At 45.1% G+C, this 19736-nt stretch carries 20 protein-coding genes; 15 read left to right on the forward strand and 5 right to left on the reverse strand.

Going from position 1 to position 19736, the window contains the following annotated elements:
- Positions 1–108 precede the first annotated feature (108 nt).
- From SSED_RS04850 to SSED_RS04880, 7 genes are all read left to right on the forward strand, one after another.
- Positions 109–858, forward strand: a complete 750-nt coding sequence (locus tag SSED_RS04850) for a ferredoxin--NADP reductase (RefSeq protein WP_012141290.1) — start codon at positions 109–111, stop codon at positions 856–858.
- 68 nt (positions 859–926) lie between these two features.
- Positions 927–1520, forward strand: coding sequence for a glutathione S-transferase N-terminal domain-containing protein (locus SSED_RS04855; protein WP_012141291.1), 594 nt, complete (start codon positions 927–929; stop codon positions 1518–1520).
- Between the two features lie 226 nt (positions 1521–1746).
- Positions 1747–2754: a Fe(3+) ABC transporter substrate-binding protein gene (locus tag SSED_RS04860; protein ID WP_012141292.1), complete on the forward strand. Its 1008-nt coding sequence runs from the start codon at positions 1747–1749 to the stop codon at positions 2752–2754.
- A 228-nt stretch (positions 2755–2982) separates the two neighbouring features.
- Positions 2983–4614, forward strand: a complete 1632-nt coding sequence (locus SSED_RS04865) for an ABC transporter permease (RefSeq protein WP_012141293.1) — start codon at positions 2983–2985, stop codon at positions 4612–4614.
- A 93-nt stretch (positions 4615–4707) separates the two neighbouring features.
- Positions 4708–5736, forward strand: coding sequence for an ABC transporter ATP-binding protein (locus tag SSED_RS04870; RefSeq protein ID WP_012141294.1), 1029 nt, complete (start codon positions 4708–4710; stop codon positions 5734–5736).
- Positions 5737–5784: 48 nt separating this feature from the next.
- Entirely contained in the window at positions 5785–7476 is a 1692-nt protein-coding gene (ggt, locus tag SSED_RS04875; RefSeq protein ID WP_012141295.1) for a gamma-glutamyltransferase, read from the forward strand.
- A gap of 128 nt (positions 7477–7604) precedes the next feature.
- Positions 7605–8543, forward strand: coding sequence for a Dyp-type peroxidase (locus SSED_RS04880; RefSeq protein ID WP_012141296.1), 939 nt, complete (start codon positions 7605–7607; stop codon positions 8541–8543).
- An 88-nt stretch (positions 8544–8631) separates the two neighbouring features.
- Here the strand turns inward: SSED_RS04880 and SSED_RS04885 are convergent, their stop codons facing one another.
- The gene (locus tag SSED_RS04885; RefSeq protein ID WP_012141297.1) at positions 8632–9108 is read right to left on the reverse strand and encodes a cupin domain-containing protein; all 477 of its coding nucleotides are present in this window, start codon (positions 9106–9108) and stop codon (positions 8632–8634) included.
- 225 nt (positions 9109–9333) lie between these two features.
- A complete protein-coding gene (gene argR, locus SSED_RS04890; RefSeq protein WP_012141298.1) occupies positions 9334–9804 on the reverse strand; it encodes a transcriptional regulator ArgR in 471 nt (156 codons plus the stop codon).
- 368 nt (positions 9805–10172) lie between these two features.
- Between argR and mdh the strand changes: the two genes are divergently transcribed.
- On the forward strand, positions 10173–11108 hold the full coding sequence (gene mdh / locus SSED_RS04895; protein WP_012141299.1) for a malate dehydrogenase: 936 nt from the start codon (positions 10173–10175) through the stop codon (positions 11106–11108).
- 93 nt (positions 11109–11201) lie between these two features.
- Here mdh and ispB read toward each other — a convergent pair whose 3' ends face one another.
- Entirely contained in the window at positions 11202–12173 is a 972-nt protein-coding gene (gene ispB, locus SSED_RS04900) for an octaprenyl diphosphate synthase (protein WP_012141300.1), read from the reverse strand.
- Positions 12174–12451: 278 nt separating this feature from the next.
- Here ispB and rplU point away from each other — a divergent pair, with 278 nt between their 5' ends.
- The 7 genes from rplU (at position 12452) to SSED_RS04935 (ending at position 16666) form a co-directional block, all read left to right on the forward strand.
- Entirely contained in the window at positions 12452–12763 is a 312-nt protein-coding gene (gene rplU / locus SSED_RS04905; protein ID WP_012141301.1) for a 50S ribosomal protein L21, read from the forward strand.
- 15 nt (positions 12764–12778) lie between these two features.
- Positions 12779–13033, forward strand: a complete 255-nt coding sequence (gene rpmA, locus SSED_RS04910; protein WP_012141302.1) for a 50S ribosomal protein L27 — start codon at positions 12779–12781, stop codon at positions 13031–13033.
- 141 nt (positions 13034–13174) lie between these two features.
- Positions 13175–14335 carry an Obg family GTPase CgtA gene (cgtA, locus tag SSED_RS04915; RefSeq protein WP_012141303.1) on the forward strand — a complete coding sequence of 387 codons (1161 nt, stop codon included), beginning with the start codon at positions 13175–13177 and terminating at the stop codon, positions 14333–14335.
- Positions 14336–14405: 70 nt separating this feature from the next.
- Positions 14406–15167, forward strand: a complete 762-nt coding sequence (locus SSED_RS04920; RefSeq protein WP_012141304.1) for a threonine/serine exporter family protein — start codon at positions 14406–14408, stop codon at positions 15165–15167.
- Entirely contained in the window at positions 15164–15634 is a 471-nt protein-coding gene (locus tag SSED_RS04925) for a threonine/serine exporter family protein (RefSeq protein ID WP_041421543.1), read from the forward strand. The genes SSED_RS04920 and SSED_RS04925 overlap by 4 nt, the downstream gene beginning before the upstream one ends.
- Positions 15635–15696: 62 nt before the next feature.
- Positions 15697–16179 carry a type 3 dihydrofolate reductase gene (folA, locus tag SSED_RS04930; RefSeq protein WP_012141306.1) on the forward strand — a complete coding sequence of 161 codons (483 nt, stop codon included), beginning with the start codon at positions 15697–15699 and terminating at the stop codon, positions 16177–16179.
- Positions 16180–16279: 100 nt separating this feature from the next.
- Positions 16280–16666, forward strand: coding sequence for a DUF3718 domain-containing protein (locus tag SSED_RS04935; protein ID WP_012141307.1), 387 nt, complete (start codon positions 16280–16282; stop codon positions 16664–16666).
- A 76-nt stretch (positions 16667–16742) separates the two neighbouring features.
- On the opposite strand, the gene SSED_RS04940 is transcribed toward SSED_RS04935, so the two are convergent.
- Positions 16743–18770 carry a methyl-accepting chemotaxis protein gene (locus tag SSED_RS04940; RefSeq protein ID WP_012141308.1) on the reverse strand — a complete coding sequence of 676 codons (2028 nt, stop codon included), beginning with the start codon at positions 18768–18770 and terminating at the stop codon, positions 16743–16745.
- 136 nt (positions 18771–18906) lie between these two features.
- On the reverse strand, positions 18907–19731 hold the full coding sequence (locus SSED_RS04945; protein WP_012141309.1) for a symmetrical bis(5'-nucleosyl)-tetraphosphatase: 825 nt from the start codon (positions 19729–19731) through the stop codon (positions 18907–18909).
- Positions 19732–19736 lie beyond the last annotated feature (5 nt).

Consider the following 19736-nt stretch of genomic DNA (forward strand, 5'->3'; position numbering starts at 1 on the left):
CATCTTATTTTAAGCCTCATTAGAGGCTTTTTTTATCTCTTTTATTAGCCACAATTTGCCGTTTATGTTAAAGATAAATCATATAAGATTTGTTAATGGGAGCTTTGAATGTGGATTGAGGGTGAAGTCATTGAACGAATCGATTGGAATGACAAGCTGTTTTCATTAAAAATTAAAGCCGATATTGAGCCTTTTATCGCGGGTCAATTTATTAAGCTAAGTCAGGTCATCGATGATAAAAGAATTGGTAGGGCCTATTCTATCGTTAATGCGCCTGGCAGTGATTTTATTGAGGTGCTTGCAGTTTCGGTTGCCGATGGGCAACTATCTCCAAATCTGCAACAACTTAACGTCGGCGAAGTTATAGATGTGTCGACAAAAGCCACAGGGTTTATGACCTTAGATGAGATCCCCGCCTCCTCTTCAGAGGGAAAGCAGCTCTGGTTAATGGCTACCGGCACCGCAGTCGGCCCCTTTATTTCAATGTTAGACACCCTTGAGCCTTGGTCGAGATTCGAAAGGGTCATTTTAGTGTACGGTGTCAGAGAGGCAAAAGATTTAGCTTATCTCGAGAAGTTAGAGCAGATGAAGCTGCAATACCCTGAGCAATTCAAGTTGGTGCTCTCCGTCACGCGCGAGAACTTTTCTGGTTCGATGAGCTGCCGAATTCCGGCAGGTTTACAATCCGGAGAAATTGAAAGATATGTCGGCATTAGTATTAGCCCGGAAAAATCTCAAGTCATGCTGTGCGGTAACCCTGAGATGGTCCGCGATGCGAATAATATCCTTTTAGAGAGGGGACTAACTAAGAATCTTCGTCGTGCACCTGGTCAAATCACTCAGGAGAAATACTGGTAAGCGACAGCTTGAGTGCTTTTCAGCATGATCATTTTTACTTGCAACTCTTGGCTCAAAGGATTGATTAAATGAAACTCTTCTATTCAGATGCTTCTCCCTATGCTCGTTGTGTTCGGGTTGTTATTCGCTATCTCGAAATTGACGGTATCGATGAGTTAAAAACAGATCCCTTCGATAATAGTGAGGCATTGCTTCAAGCCAATCCACTGGGGAAGATCCCCTGTCTTCAGCTCAATGATGGCTCAGCCATTTATGACAGTGAGGTGATATTACGCTTCTTTGATTTTGAATTTGGCAGGAGCCAATTGTTTGGAGCGGGTGTTCATGATTGGAGAAACGAAAGCCACTTTTCATTAATCAAAGGAATGTTAGATAGCGCCGTTGCATTAAGACAGGAGCAGTTGAGAGAGGAGGGGAAGCGGTCCTTATTTTGGACAGCAAGACATGAGCAAGCCCTGTTTAGGGGGCTAAAGCAACTCGAGCGTTCAGGTGTGATATCAAGACCCCGTCTGGTTATTCAGCAGATCAGTTTAGCCTGTTTATTAGAGTATTTGGATTTCAGGCATCCCGATATTAGTTGGCGAAAACTTGCGCCCGCGATCTCCAGTTGGCTTTCGGACTTTGAAACCGAACCGGCGATGCAGAGTACCAGACCCAGTTGAGACGAGCCTACAATATCGCTGACTGTCCATTGTACCTCCTATGAAACTTGGTTTAACGTTTGAAGTCAGGCCATGTTTTTTGAGCTATGTTAGGGTGAAATTGTTGTTAAGTTAACATTTATACTGATACTGCTTGCTCATTTGTGATGGATTCATTACTCTTATTGCGATTGATAATAATTATCATTACTTGATTGCTGGCCAGTGTTGTGAGGGAGATGTGTAAATGAAGATCGCAAGAAGTTTGTCCATATTAGGCTTGGTTTGCTTAGCGTCAGCAGCTAATGCGGCTGAAAAGCTAACTGTATATTCATATCGACAAGCATTTTTGATTGACCCTATCCTGGAAAACTTTACCAAAGAAACGGGTATTGATGTCGAGGTTGTTTTTTCTAAGAAGGGCATTGCAGAGCGCATGGTACGTGAAGGGAGACTGTCGCCTGCCGATATCGTGCTGACATCAGACTTCTCACGTTTGATGGAGTTGGTCGATAAAGAGTTAGTGGTACAGGCATCGAGTGAAGTATTAAATAATAATATTCCTACGAAATTCCGCTCCCCTGATGATAATTGGTATTCACTGACGATGAGAGTTCGAAATGTATATTCATCGAAGGAGAGATTGGGGAAACTCGCCATAGATTATGAGGACCTTTCCGACCCTAAATACATGGGTAAGATCTGTACCCGAAGCGGAAAGCATCCATATAACATCTCTTTAGTCGCCTCTATGATTGCTCACCATGGTGAAGCTGAAACGAGAAGCTGGCTAGAGGGGTTGAAAGCTAACTTAGCCCGTAAACCTCAGGGTAATGATCGTGCTCAGGTTAAAGCGGTAAAAGAGGGCTTGTGTGATATCGCCATCGGAAATAGTTACTACCTGGGGAAAATGCTTCAGGATCCAAAACAGGTTCCATGGGCTGAATCTGTTGAGATAAACTTCCCGAATCAGGCCAACCGTGGTTCGCACATCAATGTATCGGGAATGGCATTAGCTAAATATGCACCGAACAAAGAGAACGCCATTAAATTGATGGAGTATCTTTCCGGTGATGAGGCTCAAAAAGCCTACGCTGAAGTGAATTATGAGTACCCGATTAATGAGGATGTTGCTCCATCAGAGTTAGTCGCATCTTGGGGAGACTTTAAGGCCGACAGCCTTCCTATCTTCAAGCTTGCCGAGTATCACAAAACGGCGGTAAAGCTGTTAGATCAGGTTAAATTCGATCTTTAGTCATCCGAATTTTTAATTCAATTTAGCCTTCCGTTGGGAGGCTTTTTATTTTGTGAGTCTTTTTCATTCTTTTAGAATTATAATCATTCTTATTTAAGTTTGAGTTTAGGTTTATAGTGGATAATTGAGCTATAAATTACAGTGGATAAATCTTTCAGCAATGCGCCTTGAATTGAAATGTCTGAGTGATTCTGAATTGATAACATATTTAATGAAATTGGTATAATCATGATCTTAGGTTTATCCAGAAGCTGGTCTTTTCTCGGTTATCTGATCGCAGCAATCATCACATTACCACTCGTTGCTATAATCACTCAGGCACTGGTGCCTGATGAAGCGGTTTTTGCTCACCTTCTCGAGACTGTGCTGCCTACCTATGTCGCCAATACTCTGTTATTGATGTTTTGGGTTGGCTTGGGATCGCTCATCATCGCAATTCCCGCTGCCTGGTTAGTGGCTAAGTGTCATTTCCCAGGAAGAAGAATATTTCAATGGGCGCTGTTACTTCCATTGGCGATGCCGGCTTATGTGGTAGCTTATGTTTATACCGATCTGCTCGATTATGCGGGGCCGCTGCAAAAACTCTTGCGTGAACTGTTTGCCTGGCAGTCGCCACAAGATTATTATTTTCCCGAGGTGAGGAGTTTAGGTGGGGCATCTTTGATGCTTTCTCTGGTCCTGTTTCCCTACATCTATCTGCTCGCACGAACCACATTTATGGAGCAATCCTCAAGCCTGCAGCACGCCGCTCGCGTCATGGGGTGTGGTCCATGGCGGAGTTTTTGGCATCTGAGTCTCCCCATGGCAAGGCCTGCCTTAGCCGTCGGTGTCGCACTCGTGGCGATGGAAACTGCTGCAGACTTTGCGACCGTGAGCTATTTTGCCGTGCCCACCTTGACCACAGCTGTGTATGATACTTGGCTCGAATATGGCAGCTTATCTGCCGCCGCCAAGCTCTCTGCCATCATGTTACTTGTGGTTTTTTCCATGATAGGCTTCGAGCGATTTGCACGCAGAAAGCAACAACTCTTTCAAAAGCAAACGGGCGTTAATCAAGTAGAGCTATATCTGCTTAAGGGGATGAGGGCTAAGTTAGCCAGCGGTTATTGTAGCGCATTACTTTTTTTCTCATTTCTGCTGCCATTTATTATCTTACTTCAATATGCGTGGGAGTATTTCGATCAGAGCTGGAGTAGTGCTTTCTGGGAATATAGTCTGAACAGTCTATATATCTCAGGGATAGTCAGTGTCATTGCGGTTTTCATCGGTGTGCTCTTGATGTTTATTCGCCGAATAAGTCCAAGGAGAGCGGATCTCCTTCCCTCGCGTTTTGCCTCTACGGGATATGCACTACCGGGAACTGTTTTGGCTATCGGTATTTTAGTGCCGCTAACCTATCTCGATTTCGCGGTGAACGATCTTTATGAGTACTTGGGTCATCGAGGCCCGGGGTTAATATTTACCGGTAGTGTATTTGTTCTCATCTTCGCTTTTTGTATCCGGTTCTCCGCTATAGCTATCGGCAGTGTCGAAAGTAGTTATAAGCGCATCTCGCCGTCTCTGGATATGGCTGCTATCACCATGGGCTTAAAACCGAGGTCGCTATTATGTCGAGTTCATATCCCCCTGTTGAGGCGGGGCATATTTGCCGGGTTATTGCTGGTGTTTATTGAGTGTATGAAAGAGTTACCCGCAGCCTTGCTTCTCAGACCTGTCGGATTTGAAAATCTGGCGACCTATGTTTTTCAATTTGTTTCAGATGAGCAGTTGGAACATGGTGCGCTGGCCGCAATTGTTATTGTATTGGTGGGTTTAGTCCCGCTTATCTATCTCAATCGCTCTTTGGAACAAGAAAGCTAATCGACCTAACCAGTCGGTTTAGGGGGGCGTTGTGATTTTGTTTTGTGACCCCAATAAATTCATCTTAACGGCTCTTTGAGTAAGTAAACGAATATGTCGACATTAAGTATTAAAGGTGTTCATAGCCATTATCAGGAGCAACAGGTCTTAAGAGGCTTGGATTTAACTCTGGCAAAGGGGGAGATTGCTGCTCTTCTCGGGCCCAGCGGCTGTGGTAAAACAACCTTGCTCAGGGCGATTGCGGGCCTGCAACCTATCACTGAGGGGGAGATCTGTATTAATGGTCAGATATTATCCGGCCCCGACCGGTTTGAGCCAAGCGAGCAGCGTGGGATCGGCATGATCTTTCAGGACTATGCGCTATTTCCACACCTGAATGTCGCTGACAACATCTTATTCGGTGTTAAAGATGCAACCAAAGAGCAGAGGAAAGCCAGACTCGATGAGATGCTTTCTCTGGTTAAGCTCGATGGCCTGTCAGAGCGATATCCCCATGAGCTTTCCGGTGGCCAACAGCAGCGTGTCTCTATCGCCAGAGCCTTAGCCTATGAGCCGGAACTATTACTCCTCGATGAACCATTTTCAAATATCGATGCTAAGGTTCGAGGCGAGATGATGCTGGAGATACGTGCAATATTAAAACAGCGCAATGTCAGTGCGGTCTTTGTGACGCACAGTAAAGATGAGGCTTTCGTTTTTGCCGACAAACTCGCGCTTTTCAAAGATGGCTATATTGTTCAATACGGTACCGCCGAAGAGCTATATACGTCCCCTAAGGATAGATATGTGGCCGACTTCTTAGGCAGTGGTAACTACATACCCGCATCGGTTACCGATGCATTCAGCGTCGAGACTCCCCTGGGAAAATTAGTCAGTACCCGTGCTTTATCCCAACCTGTGAGTTATCACGGAGAGATATTGCTAAGACCTCATCAGCTTGAGATAACCCCCGACGAGGAGGGGGAGGGAGTCATAGTCGAGCGCCGTTTCTTGGGCAATATTTGCCACTACCAGGTTCAGATAGCTCAGCAGTTTTATGAGGTTAAAAGTCAATTCAGTCAATTGGCACCAGGTCAGAAAGTAAACCTTCACACACAGGCACATTCTTTAGTCGTATTCTGAGTTAATTTACCTCCTCATATGTTAGCTTAGAAAGTTATCGGAGGGGTTATGCTTAAAAAATTAATAATAACTGCAACCTTTTTCTCCATGGGTGCGTGTGCCATGGATAGAGTTACTGGCGAGTCATTCGCCACACGTTCAGAGGTCTACGCCACTAATGGCATGGCGGCGACGAGTCAGCCATTAGCCACACAGGTTGCGCTCGATATTCTTAAGCTGGGTGGCAGCGCCGTCGATGCTGCCATTGCCGCCAACGCTATGCTCGGGCTCGTCGAACCTACAGGTGCTGGGATCGGTGGCGATCTATTTGCCATTGTCTGGAGCGCTAAAGATAAACGCCTCTATGGACTCAACGCCTCAGGCAGAAGCCCCAAGAGCCTTACCTTAGACAAAATACAAGCCTTAGGGTTAGACTACCTTCCACCTTATGGACCTATTCCTGTCTCTGTTCCCGGTGCTGTTGACGGCTGGTTTGAGCTGCACGAGAGATTTGGCAAGTTAGCTATGTCAGTAAATTTAGCGCCTGCAATCGACTACGCCCGTAAAGGCTTTCCAGTCTCTGAATTAATTGCTTACTATTTAGCGCGTAGTGCCACAAAGTTAGCCATATTCCCCGGGTTCAAAGAGACTTATATGCCTAGCGGCGCCATGCCTGAAGTTGGAGATATTTTTAAGAATCCTGCACTGGCATCGACCTATGAGAAAATAGCGGAGAAAGGGCGGGATGCTTTTTATAAAGGAGATATTGCCAGGACTATTGCCAGCTATATGGAAGCGCAGGGAGGTTACCTCTCATACGATGATTTAAGTGGACACTCCAGTGAATGGGTTGATCCTGTTTCGGTTAATTATCGTGGCTATGATGTTTGGGAGTTACCACCCAATGGTCAGGGAATTGCCGCGCTGCAGATCCTCAAAACCCTGGAGCCCTTTGATCTAAAAGGGATGGGGCAAGATAGCGCCGAATATACACACCATTTTGTTGAGGCCAAAAAGCTGGCCTTTGCCGACCGAGCAAAATTTTATGCCGATACGGCGTTCAATAGCATTCCGGTTTCTGAGCTTCTAAGTGAAACATACAATTATCAACGCTCAACATTAATTAATGCTAACAGGGCCGCTAAGCGTGTCGATGCCGGCCATCCGGCGTTGCAGCATGGTGATACTGTGTACCTGACTACCGCCGATAGGGAGGGCAACATGGTCTCTCTTATTCAGAGTAATTATCGCGGTATGGGCTCAGGGATGACGCCACCTAGTTTAGGATTTGTTCTGCAGGACCGTGGTCAACTGTTCGACCTTAAGCCGGGACGCTTTAATAGCTACGCCCCGGGTAAGAGGCCTTTTCATACCATCATTCCGGCATTTGTCACCAAAGACAATAAACCTTGGTTGAGTTTTGGAGTCATGGGAGGGGCTACTCAGCCGCAGATGCATGCACAAGTTTTAATCAATCTGATCGACTTTGATATGAATTTGCAGGAAGCGGGAGACGCACCTAGAATTCTTCATACTGGCTCGTCTCAGCCGACGGGAGAGCAGATGTTAGATGGTGGATATATCAGCTTAGAGTCAGGCTTTGATATGAAGGTACGCAGAGAACTGCAGAAGAAAGGGCATGTTATTCGCGATAGTCTTGGTGCCTTTGGTGGATATCAAGCCATTTCGATAAATACTGAAACAGGTGTTTATAGAGGGGCATCAGAGAGTCGGAAAGATGGCCAAGCGGCAGGATATTAGTTTTTAATGTTTCATATTGATTTAACTGGTTCAAATAAAATGTTAATTGTGCGTCAGTTAATACCATTATTATCTAAAGTTATGGATAATGATGCCGAATATGAATTAGTGAAAAGGTAATCAAAGAGATGGATAATCAGGCTATGCCACGTGAACAGTTGGGAGTGTGTGCAGAAGGTAACTTGCACAGTGTGTATTTGATGTTCAATGCCAATGAAGGGGGAGAATCTCAATTACGGCCTTGTATCGCTAATGTGGCTCAATATATCTACGAGCTTACCGATCAATATGCCGATAGTGCCTTTAATGGTTTTGTGGCCATTGGCGCGAATTATTGGGATAGCCTATATCCATCGGCTCGCCCTACAGCATTAAAGCCTTTTCCTGCCATGAACGCAGATACTCGTGATGCCCCAGCTTTGGAGTATGACCTTTTCGTTCAAATTCGTTGTGACCGATTCGATATACTTCACCTGGTTGCTAATGAAGTTTGCCAAATGTTTGAAGGCCTGGTTGAACTTATCGAAGAAGAGCGTGGCTTCCGGTTTATGGATAACCGAGACCTGACAGGTTTTGTCGATGGAACGGAGAATCCCAAAGGTCGTAACCGTCAAGAGGTGGCACTCGTCGGAATTGAAGATGAGGCGTTTAAGGGCGGCAGTTATGTCCATGTGCAGAAGTTCGCTCATAACTTGAGTAAGTGGAACCGATTGCCGCAGAAAAAGCAGGAAGATATTGTCGGCAGAACCAAATTAGATAATATTGAGTATGCCTCAGAGGACAAGCCATTAACCAGTCATATTAAGCGTGTTAATTTAAAAGACGCCGATGGTAAGTCAATGGAGATATTAAGGCAGAGCATGCCTTACGGAACGGTAAAAGAGCAAGGTCTGATGTTTATCTCTACTTGCCGTAACTCAGTAAACTTTGAACATATGCTTAAGAGTATGGTTCACGGCGACGGCCACGGAAATCATGATCATCTGCTGCACTTTACTCAGGCTCTGACCGGCTCCTCTTTCTTCGCTCCTTCGCTCGACTTTCTGGAAAATCAGGCTGGCGAATAAGATTTGACTGATTGAAACAGACACAAAAAACGCACTATTTTTAGTGCGTTTTTTTATTCCTAAAAGAAGGTATCTAGCTGAGTTATCATTATTTATCGGTATCGGTATCGGTATCGGGATCCCAGTAATTCGTCGGCCGTTTGGCGTATATTTCATCGACGGCCCTGACTAACACCTTATTATTCTCCGGATAGACAACGACATCGTGCTTATCTCTATTGCCGATGACGAGGAAGGTAAACTCTTCATTCGAGTCGTTTCTTAGGGTATGTGCAATGGCGGTATCGGCATTAAAACAGACATAATCTCCCTGTTTAAAAGGGTGGGGCTCACCGTTAATAAGCAAGGTGGCTTCGCCCTGTAGGGCATATAAGTGTTCCTCCTCTTTGGTATGGTAATGTGCAACTGTCGATATCTTTCCCGGGGCGAGGCGCTCCATGGTGACGCCGATTTTTTCGCAACCTACGGCATCGCCTATGTGTTTTTGTTGGCTGGTATATTTAGCTGAATGTTGCCAGGATTCCCAGCAAATATCATCGACTTTAATTATTTTGGTTGTTGTCATAAAGTATCCTTAGCCCTAGATATAGCTTTCGAATCTCTAATTTCTCATGAATGTTATGGCAATTCAATATATTGGATACAATCAAATTTTCTGGCAGGGAAGGGGAAAACAAAAAGAGACGCGAAGCGCCTCTTTGAATGTGAATAGATTTGAATCTTGCTGAGTGTTCAGAACATTCCGATAGCAGCTTGTGAACAGGCGCCACTAACCACAAGCCTGTAAGAGTTAGTCATTAAAATTAAACAGTGACTTCACCGTATCTAAGGTTTTATCTATCTCATGAATATTTGATGGCGTGATGAAAATCGTATCATCGCCGGCAATTGTACCAAGAATACCTTCAGGCTTTCCTATCGAGTCGAGAAGGCGTGCGATAAGCTGCGCCGCCCCAGGACTGGTTCTTACCACTATCATGGATTGGTTGTGATCGACATCCAATACTAAATTCTTTAGTGGGCTACCTGCTGTCGGTACTCCCAGCTCCGCCGGAAGGCAATAAACCATCTCTTGTTTCGCATTACGAGTGCGCACAGCCCCAAACTTGCTTAGCATCCTTGAGACTTTGGATTGATTAATATTTCCGTACCCTTCAGCCTGAAGGGCGAGGACAATTTCACTCTGAGAGCCAAATCGCTCCTCTTTCAAAATTGCCTTAAAGGTCTTAACTAGGTCGTCTTGACTTCTATTTGCTTGCATAATTTTATTGTTCTTTATTCAAAAATCATTGCCATGTTGAATATAACTGGTGTTTTTGTCAACAAATATCCGAGTTTTATGAATAAAAATGCAACTTAAGGTGTGTGGCGAGGTGTATAAGTAAATAAATAGTAACCGGAACAAGGAGGAGGGGGCATGGCAAGGTTTTTTTAGTACTCGAGGTAGAGTGTGTGTTTGCTCTTATGTTGCTTTATTGCGCTTATTTCGGTTGTTTATTGATGTAGAACAAAAATTTATTCTAACCAAGACTAAGGGATAATTGAATTTTAAGCGTGATTACAGTAATGTGGCGGCATTGAGAGATATAGATCTATATCACAAATATCCAAGAAATGACGGAGATAACTATGAAAGTTGCTGTACTTGGTGCCGCTGGCGGTATTGGCCAGGCTCTTGCCCTACTATTAAAAACTCAATTACCTGCAGGTTCAAAATTGTCACTTTATGATATTGCTCCTGTAACACCTGGTGTTGCGGTTGATCTTAGTCATATCCCGACAGCCGTAGAAGTTAAAGGTTTTGCCGGTGAAGATCCAACACCTGCGCTTGAAGGTGCGGACGTTGTATTGATCTCTGCCGGTGTGGCTCGTAAGCCTGGCATGGATCGCTCGGATCTATTCAATATCAATGCCGGCATTGTTAGAAATCTGGTCGAGAAGTGTGCCGCTGCTTGTCCTAAAGCACTTATCGGTATTATCACTAACCCGGTTAACACTACAGTCGCCATCGCCGCAGAAGTACTAAAAGCTGCTGGTGTATACGATAAGAATCGTCTTTTCGGTGTAACGACACTCGATGTGATCCGTTCTGAAACCTTTATTGCCGAAGCAAAAGGTCTGAATGTTGATGATGTTAAGATCAATGTTATCGGTGGCCACAGTGGTGTGACTATCCTTCCGCTTCTTTCTCAAGTTCAAGGCGTAAGCTTTAGCGATGAAGAAGTTGCAGCATTGACTACACGTATCCAAAATGCGGGTACAGAAGTGGTTGAAGCTAAAGCCGGTGGCGGAAGCGCGACTCTTTCCATGGGCCAGGCGGCATGTCGCTTCGGTTTGTCTCTGGTACGTGGTCTTCAAGGTGAAGAGAATGTGATTGAGTGTGCCTATGTCGACGGCGGCAGTGAACACGCAGATTTCTTCGCACAGCCTATCCTCTTAGGTAAGAATGGCGTTGAATCGGTACTGGCCTACGGTGAAGTCAGTGAATTCGAAGCCAATGCTCGTGATGCTATGCTCGATACACTCAAGGCCGATATCAAGCTAGGTGTAGAATTCGTTAAATAGTCATTTCAGGGCTTACTACCGGTTGGTAATAGGTCCAAGCAAAAAAAGGAGCCTCAGGGCTCCTTTTTTATTGTTCGAATGTTAGGCGTAAGACTAGTTGCTACGCTCTACGGCAATCTTAGCTAATGATATCAGTGCTTGTTTGTAATCACTCTCAGGGATGATTGACAAGGCTTCTATTGCCTTATCAGACTCCTCTAGTGCGCGCCTGAATGTATAGTCTAAGGCACCGCAGCTGTGCAATGCATTGAGGATCTCTTCAATATTCTGAGTACCATCCCCTTTTTCTATTGCCGTGCGGATTAACTCTTGCTCTTTTTCAGTACCGTGTGCCATGGCATAAATAAGTGGCAGAGTTGGCTTACCTTCAGCAAGATCATCACCAATATTCTTGCCTAACTCTTCGGTATCGGCAGTATAGTCCAATAGATCATCGGTTAACTGGAATGCCGTCCCTAAGAACTTCCCGTAATCGGCCAGTGCGTTTTGCGCTTCGATAGGGCTTTGTGCAAGTACACCGGCTAAACGTGTGGCAGCCTCGAAGAGTTTAGCTGTTTTACAATAGATGACACGCATGTAACTCTCTTCAGTCGTGTCAGGGTCATTACAGTTCATTAGCTGCAATACTTCACCTTCGGCAAGCACATTCGTGGCATCGGCAAGCACTTCAAGGACTTCCATGTTGCCAAGTTCAGTCATCATCTGAAACGAACGTGTATAGAGGAAGTCGCCTACCAATACGCTTGCGCTGTTACCAAAGAGTGCATTGGCCGTCTCTCTGCCGCGGCGCAACATGGACTCATCGACAACATCATCATGCAACAGCGAAGCGGTATGGATAAACTCGATAATTGCCGCCAGCTTAAGGTGTGCTTCACCTTTATAGTCGATGGCACGAGCTGCCAGGATAGATAGTAGTGGACGCATGCGCTTACCACCACCATTGATAATGTAGAAACCTAACTGATTGATTAGGGCGACATCAGATTCTAGTTGTTTGTATATTAGCTTGTTAACGTTTTGCATATCGTTATCGGCTAACTGACGAATGGCGTTTAAATCCATATATAGGCTCTGGTTTTGTGGGGCCGCAATAAAAAAGGCGGCCCAAATGAAGGCATGAATGTTATAATGATATGGATTCTACCTAAGAAACGCCATTCAAGACAGCGTTAGAAGGAGATAGTGGGATTAATTCCGATCTTTTTTTATTCTTACTTAATTAGGGCTTGTCAGGTGGGAGTTCTTAGCGTAAACTCCGCGACCATTGTCATTAAAGCTTTTATAACACCCCTGCCTCACATAATGAGCCGGCGTGTTTGAAATATCGGAGTAAAATAGCTATGTACGCTGTTTTTCAAAGTGGTGGTAAGCAACATCGTGTTGCCGAAGGCCATACTGTTCGTCTAGAAAAATTAGAAGTCGCTACAGGCGATACTGTTGAGTTTGACCAAGTTCTTTTGGTTGCTGACGGTGAGACTGTTCATGTTGGTGCACCTCTAGTTGCAGGTGGTAAGGTTGTTGCTGAAGTAGTTAGCCACGGCCGTGCTGAGAAAGTAACTATTGTTAAGTTCCGTCGTCGTAAGCACCACGACAAGAAAATGGGCCATCGTCAATGGTTCACCGAAGTTAAAATTACGGCTATCAACGCTTAATTAGGAGTCTAACTCATGGCACATAAAAAAGCTGGCGGTTCTACTCGTAACGGCCGCGATTCAGAAAGTAAACGTCTTGGTGTAAAGCGCTTTGGTGGCGAATCAGTTCTTGCTGGTAACATCATTGTTCGTCAACGTGGTACTAAGTTCCACGCTGGTGTAAACGTAGGTATTGGTCGTGACCATACTCTATTCGCTTTGACTGACGGTAAAGTTAAGTTCGAAGTTAAAGGTCCTAAGAACCGCAAGTTCATTAGCATCGAAGGCTAATCTTTAGCTTCTGCTAAGATTGCTTATTAAAGCCCCGCCTTTGGTGGGGCTTTATTGTTTTAATGGGTTTACAAATTGTTTTTTGGCGACCTTGGATAGAAAGACGTATAATCCTTTTAGTCTGTGGTGCCAGGAGTAAGTATGAAGTTTGTCGATGAAGCTGTGATCAGAGTTGAAGCTGGTGATGGTGGTAGTGGTTGCGTGAGTTTCAGACGCGAAAAATATGTACCCGATGGCGGCCCTGATGGCGGCGATGGTGGTGATGGCGGTAGTGTATATCTGCAAGCAGATGAAAGTTTTAACACACTAATCGATTTCCAGTTTGAACGTTTTCATCGTGCCGAGCGTGGTAAAAACGGCCGTGGTCGCGACTGTACCGGTCATGGTGGTGAGGACTTAGTTCTCAAGGTTCCTGTTGGCACACGCGCTATCGACGAAGAAACTGAAGAGTCTCTCGGAGATTTAACTGCTCATGGTCAAAGAATGCTTGTGGCTAAAGGTGGTTTTCATGGATTAGGTAATACTCGCTTTAAGAGTAGTACTAACCGCGCTCCAAGACAGAAAACACTGGGAACTCCCGGTGAGGTTCGAAGCCTTAAGCTTGAGCTGATGTTGCTTGCCGATGTTGGTCTTCTGGGTATGCCTAATGCTGGTAAATCAACGTTTATCCGTTCGGTATCCAGAGCCAAGCCTAAAGTCGCAGATTATCCTTTCACAACTTTAGTTCCTAACCTTGGTGTTGTTAACCCAAGACACGGTCAAAGTTTCGTTATTGCCGATATTCCTGGTCTAATCGAAGGTGCTGCCGATGGTGCGGGTCTTGGTGTTCGATTCTTGAAGCACCTTGAGCGTTGTCGTGTGTTGTTGCATCTTGTGGATATCGATCCGATCGATGGCAGCGACCCTATCGAGTCGGCAAGAGCTATCGTTGGTGAGCTTGAAAAGCACTCACCAAAGCTTGCGAGCAAGCCACGCTGGTTAGTGATCAATAAAAAAGATCTGCTGCTCGAAGAGGAACTTCAGGAACGTATCGACCATATCGTGAAAGAGTTAGAGTGGAAAGGCGAAGTCTTTACCATCTCAGCTTATAATCGTGAAGGGACCGAAGAGCTTAGTTTGAAGCTTGTCGACTTCATCGATTCACTTCCTGAAGAGGAAGAGGTGGATGTAGAAGCCGAAGTCGAATTCAAGTGGGATAATTATCATAAAGACAGTGATTCGTTAAATGAAGATTTTGATGATTCAGACGATGATGACTTCGATGACGATGACTATGATGTTGAAGTTATCTATCAAAGATAGTCGTTGTCTCCCTCTATCGATAATGTTTAATTGAGGCTATTTTTTTGAGACCATACTGTTCGAGATTAGTATGTACGCAGATACTCAAAATGATATAACCCGGCAGATTGTCCGGGTTGCTCAACTCTTGTTGGCCTATGGCGCTGAATCGGAACTTGTCGAAGAGATAAGTCAGCGCTTAGGCTATGCACTGGGGCTCGCCGGTGTCGAAATATCCATCTCTTCAAACTCCCTCGTTTTAACCAGTCTGGTCCATGGTCGTTGTATTACGACGACTCGTCGTACTCGAGAGCATGGTATCAACATGACCATCGTCTGTGAGCTTCAAAGGATCTGTTTACTGACCGAAAAGGGCCTATATGGGCTCAACGAAGTCAGAAAGCGTGTCTCACGCATAGAGCCCAGAACTTATCCCAAGCGTTATTTAGTGCCTATGATAGGGTTATCATGTGCGAGTTTTTGTCACCTCTTTGGTGGCGATATAGCGGCATCTGTGATCACCTTTTTTGCTTCTTCGATAGGGATGTTTGTCAGGGTCTCCATTGCTAAGCATCACTTCAACTTGTTGCTTAACTTTGCCGTCACGGCTTTCGTTACCACCTTGATTGCTCAGCTCGGTTACCAGTTCTCCCTTACCGATACGCCCAAACTGCCTATGGCCGCGAGTGTGCTGATGTTGGTGCCGGGGTTTCCTATGATTAATTCAATATCTGATATGGTGAAAGGACACCTTAATGTCGGGATATCGAGATGGGGTCATGCAACTCTGTTGACTGTCTCTTCGGTGATAGGAATTACCATAGCGATGCAGCTGGGGGGCTTGTTCTTATGATGGAACTTCTCTTAGCCTTACTCAACGATGCGTTTTTCTCAGCAATTCCGGCGGTAGGTTTTGCCATGGTGTTTAACGTGCCTAAACGCTTCTTGCCATACTGCGCAGTAGCCGGTGCGCTCGGCCATAGCTTTAGAACGCTTTTGTTGCATATAGGCCTACCGATAGAATGGGCGACATTCGCAGCAGCGGCTCTCGTTGGTTTAGTCACTATCGGTTTTGCTAAGCGTCATTTAGCGCCCCCCTTGATGTACGCCGTTGCTGCCATTATTCCTATGATCCCCGGAACCTATGCATTTAATACGGTGATAGCGCTCGTCCAGCTTACTGCTCAGTCAGAGATTAGCCCGGAATTGACCTCTGATGTGATCAGCAATGGACTGAAAACGGTGTTTATTCTGGGGGCTCTGTCTGTAGGGTTAGCTATGCCGAGTCTGCTCTACTTTCGTACACGCCCGGTTATTTAACCTCGATATTTACACGCTCACTGATCCAGTGAGCGCTCTAAAAACTAAAACTTGGAGATTTTATGAAGATTGCCATGATAGCGGCGATGGCTAACAATCGTGTTATCGGTAAAGATAATCAAATGCCCTGGCACCTTCCTGAGGACCTTAAACATTTCAAGGCGATGACATTGGGTAAACCCATTGTCATGGGACGAAAGACGTTTGAGTCAATCGGGCGTCCATTGCCTGGTCGTCATAATATTGTGATTAGCCGACAAGAGTCACTCAAAATTGAAGGGGTTACTTGTGTTACCTCTTTTGAAGCTGCAAAAGAGGTTGCTGGTGACTGTGAAGAGCTGGTTGTTATCGGTGGAGGGCAATTGTACTCATCTTTACTCAAAGAGGCCGATAAACTGTATCTCACCGAAATAAACCTGGATGTCGAAGGTGATACCTTTTTTCCACCATGGGACGATGCTAGATGGGAGCTTCTTAGCAAAGAGACTGCAATTAATGATAAAGGGCTGGAATATAGCTTTATCAACTTGGTGAAAAAATGTTAAATTGTCGTGGTTGTTATGTTTCAATTTCAGGGTGGGGCATATAAAGATCATTGTTTGCTGCTCTACAGTATAAAAATAAATAATAATAAAGGAGTATCAGATGCGTCTGTTACCAACGACCCTTGCTGTGGTTATCGCAGCGTCTACTTTCTCTATTCCTGCACAAGCTAACGATCAGCTGGCGGCTAATATATGTAACTATGTGCAAGCTGATGATAAGAATCGTCTGCGTAAAAAATTAAAAGAGAACCGAGTAAAGTTACGCAATATCTATAGTGGTATCTCATGTAATGGAGATAGCCTTCTTCGTACGGCGATGAAGAGTGGTTCAGATAAGGTAGGCAAATTTGTCGCTAAACGCCTCTCTGTAACGGATTTAAAGGCGGCAGAAGCCGATGGAGTGACGATTGTGCAGTGGTCCGAGGTAAATGGACATGGCGGCAGTGCGATTACGGCTGCCATTAACGAGCGTATAGCAGGCAGTTAGGCTTCAGGGTTTCAATAAAAAAAGCCGGACTGAGTCCGGCTTTTTTATGGAATAAACTTTTCTGGAACAAAGAGGGTTAAACAGTAAATTCTCTCACCGAAGCTTGTAGCTCCTCGGCCAGTTGGGCCACTTGATGACTCGATTGAGCCGTTTGTTCGGCGCCTGTTGAGGTCTCTTCCGAGATGGCTGCGATATGCTCAAGCTTCTCAGAAACTTGCTGACTGACAATGTTTTGCTCTTGTGCAGCGTGGGCGATATGAGTGCCTGAGTCATGTGCTTGATGGACGGATTCGCTGATGCTCTCGAGTGCAATGTTGGCCTGTTCGGTCTTATCGACACAAGAACTTGCCTGAGCACGCCCCATCTCCATCACTGAGACCGCTTCCTGAGCACCTTGCTGCAGTACCTCGATCATCTGCTGTATCTCTTGTGTAGAATCTTGAGTCCTTGAGGCCAAGCTTCTCACCTCATCTGCAACGACCGCAAACCCACGACCCTGTTCTCCGGCTCTGGCAGCTTCGATTGCCGCGTTGAGTGCCAATAGGTTAGTCTGTTCGGCAATGCCTCGAATAACATCGAGGATGGAGCCGATAGAGGCACTATCGGAGTGGACTTTATTGATCACAACCCCAGCCTTAGCGACTTCGTCGGCCAGCGCAAGAATCGTCTGTTTATTCTCATCGGCAATGGTTCGCATATGCAGCGCTTCATCATCAGCCTGCTTAATCTGCTGCAGTGCATCATCGGCACTTGTCGTCACTTGCTGAGCGCTGGAGCTCAATTCCGTCGTGGCTGTGGCGACTTGATCGACCTGACTCTTCTGCTCCTGAATGCTGGCAGTCGTTTGCATTGTGATGGCCGACGTTTCTTCTGCCGCTGCGGCAAGCTGATTAGAGCGATCTAAGATCCCCTGGATCAAATTTCGTAAGCTGTCGACCAATCGATTACAGTTTTTGGATAGTTCGGCAAATTCATCATGACCGGTATCATCTAATTTATGTGTCAAGTTACCCGATGCAAGGATATTAAGGGCATTATTGACCTTGGCAAGAGATTGGGTGAGGGGGCGGATCACTGCAATACTGACAATAATAGAGACCACAATTGCAACGATTACCAAGATTAGAGTATTGATACTGGCAGCGTCGATATCACTGATTGCCTTGTTACTTACCTCTTTCGAGACAGACTCTACTGCATCGGTTAAGGCTCTCATATTCTGATTGAGATTTTGAGTATCTTTTTCGACTTGACTGAGCATCTGGTCTGTTGAAGATACAAAGTTCAATTGGCGTCCTTTTAAGGCTTGAATAGAGCCATTGCCTTCAAGCATCGAAAGCACTTTTTTTGCTTCGACATTGACCTCGGAAAGTAGGTCTTCGTCAATAAACTCTCCCCAATTACTCTTTAAATATTCAAGTTTATAGTCGATATTCCTGATGAAGTAGTTTAGCTCCTGTGTGATGGTTTCGTGTTGCTGCTTATCACCGCTATTCACTAAGTCTAAACTGGTACTGACAATACCACTTAAGCTGTTATCAATATCACCGGCTGTCGCCGCAATTTGCTGCTCGACAGGATCTTTACTTATTTCAAGATCGATAAGATCTAATAAAAGAGAGGCCGTATCGTCAGCCGCTTCCTCAAGAGCTTCTAAATTAGAGGTTAAATTTTCTTGAGTCGCAAGCGCACTTTTCTTGGTTTGGATCATCTTCTTACCATCAGCTTCAAAACTTGAGTAGCTTTGACGCAAATCTGAAATAATCCTATTTAAATCAGTCTGTTTCTGCGTGCTGACGATATTAGATAGCGTATCTAATTCGTTGAAAAATGTTTGATTATTTTTTGAATACTTGCTCTCGATTACCGGAATTTTATTCGAATTGTCACTGTGGTAAGCGGTTAGGAGTTGTGTTTCTTGAAGGGAAAGGCTCTCCACAAGATGACCACTGGATTCGAGTGCCGGCAGGCTGAACTCTTGCAGTACCTGAGTACTCGTCTTGAGTTTACTATTGGTAAATAATGAAGCTCCCCCCAAAGCGATGAGTAACAGGGTGACAACACTAAACCCACCAATGACTCTAGTGGCGACATTCATTTTCATAGGGTACTCCAGTTATTATTATAATTCCTGTAACCAATCAGCTAGAGCTGTTGATCACGACTCCCTAGTAAAAAACTTTTAAAATTCAGGGCTTGGCACTCTAGTTTGATTTTTATCGGCCAACTTCACATTTAGTTTAACTCTTTTTTAACTTGTTTTGGGTTATTTTTTGATTGGATTCTAAATGCCAGAGAGTCAGATGCTCTCCCCAACAACAACCCGTATCGAGAGCATGTATTGTACTTGACGGTACTTTTCCCATCACGGCGGCCCAATGTCCGAAGACTAATGTATGCGTGGAGTTCAGCAAACCTGAGTGCTCAAACCAAGGTGATAGATCGGGGTCTTCACATGCCGATGGAGGTAGTTTGCAGTCAAAGTCGAGCCTCCCATCACTGTGCAGAAACCTCATTCGTGTCAGGGCATTGATGCAGTATATTTTACGCTCTAATTCAGACATGGAGTCGTGCCAGCAATTTGAACCATTAGTATACATATGACAGATAAGAGAGGTGAGGTAATCATCTGATCTCAGCGCTGCAGCAACATGGTCCGCCTCCTCTCTTAAGGTTTCAAGACTCCACTGGGGAGGAACTCCCGCATGAGTCATCACCAGATTATGCTCAGGCAGCTCTTGGTAAAGTGGTTGCATTCGTAACCAGTCAATCAGAGAGCCAATATCGGGTGCAGTGAGTAACGGGCCGAGCTTGTCATTGGGATTGGCTCTCTTAATTTTGGCATTAACCGCAAGAAGGTGAAGGTCATGATTTCCCAGCACCACTCGTCCAGAGCCTTCAAGTTGCCGAAAGTAACGTAGGGTTTCCAGCGACCCCGGGCCTCTTGCCACAAGATCCCCGACAGCCCAAAGCTGATCTTTTGATGGGTTAAAGTCGACATTATTCAGGAGGAGCTGTAACTCTTCGAAGCATCCTTGAATATCACCAACAAAATAATGCGCCATCTATA

Source organism: Shewanella sediminis HAW-EB3 (assembly GCF_000018025.1).
GTDB lineage: Bacteria > Pseudomonadota > Gammaproteobacteria > Enterobacterales > Shewanellaceae > Shewanella > Shewanella sediminis.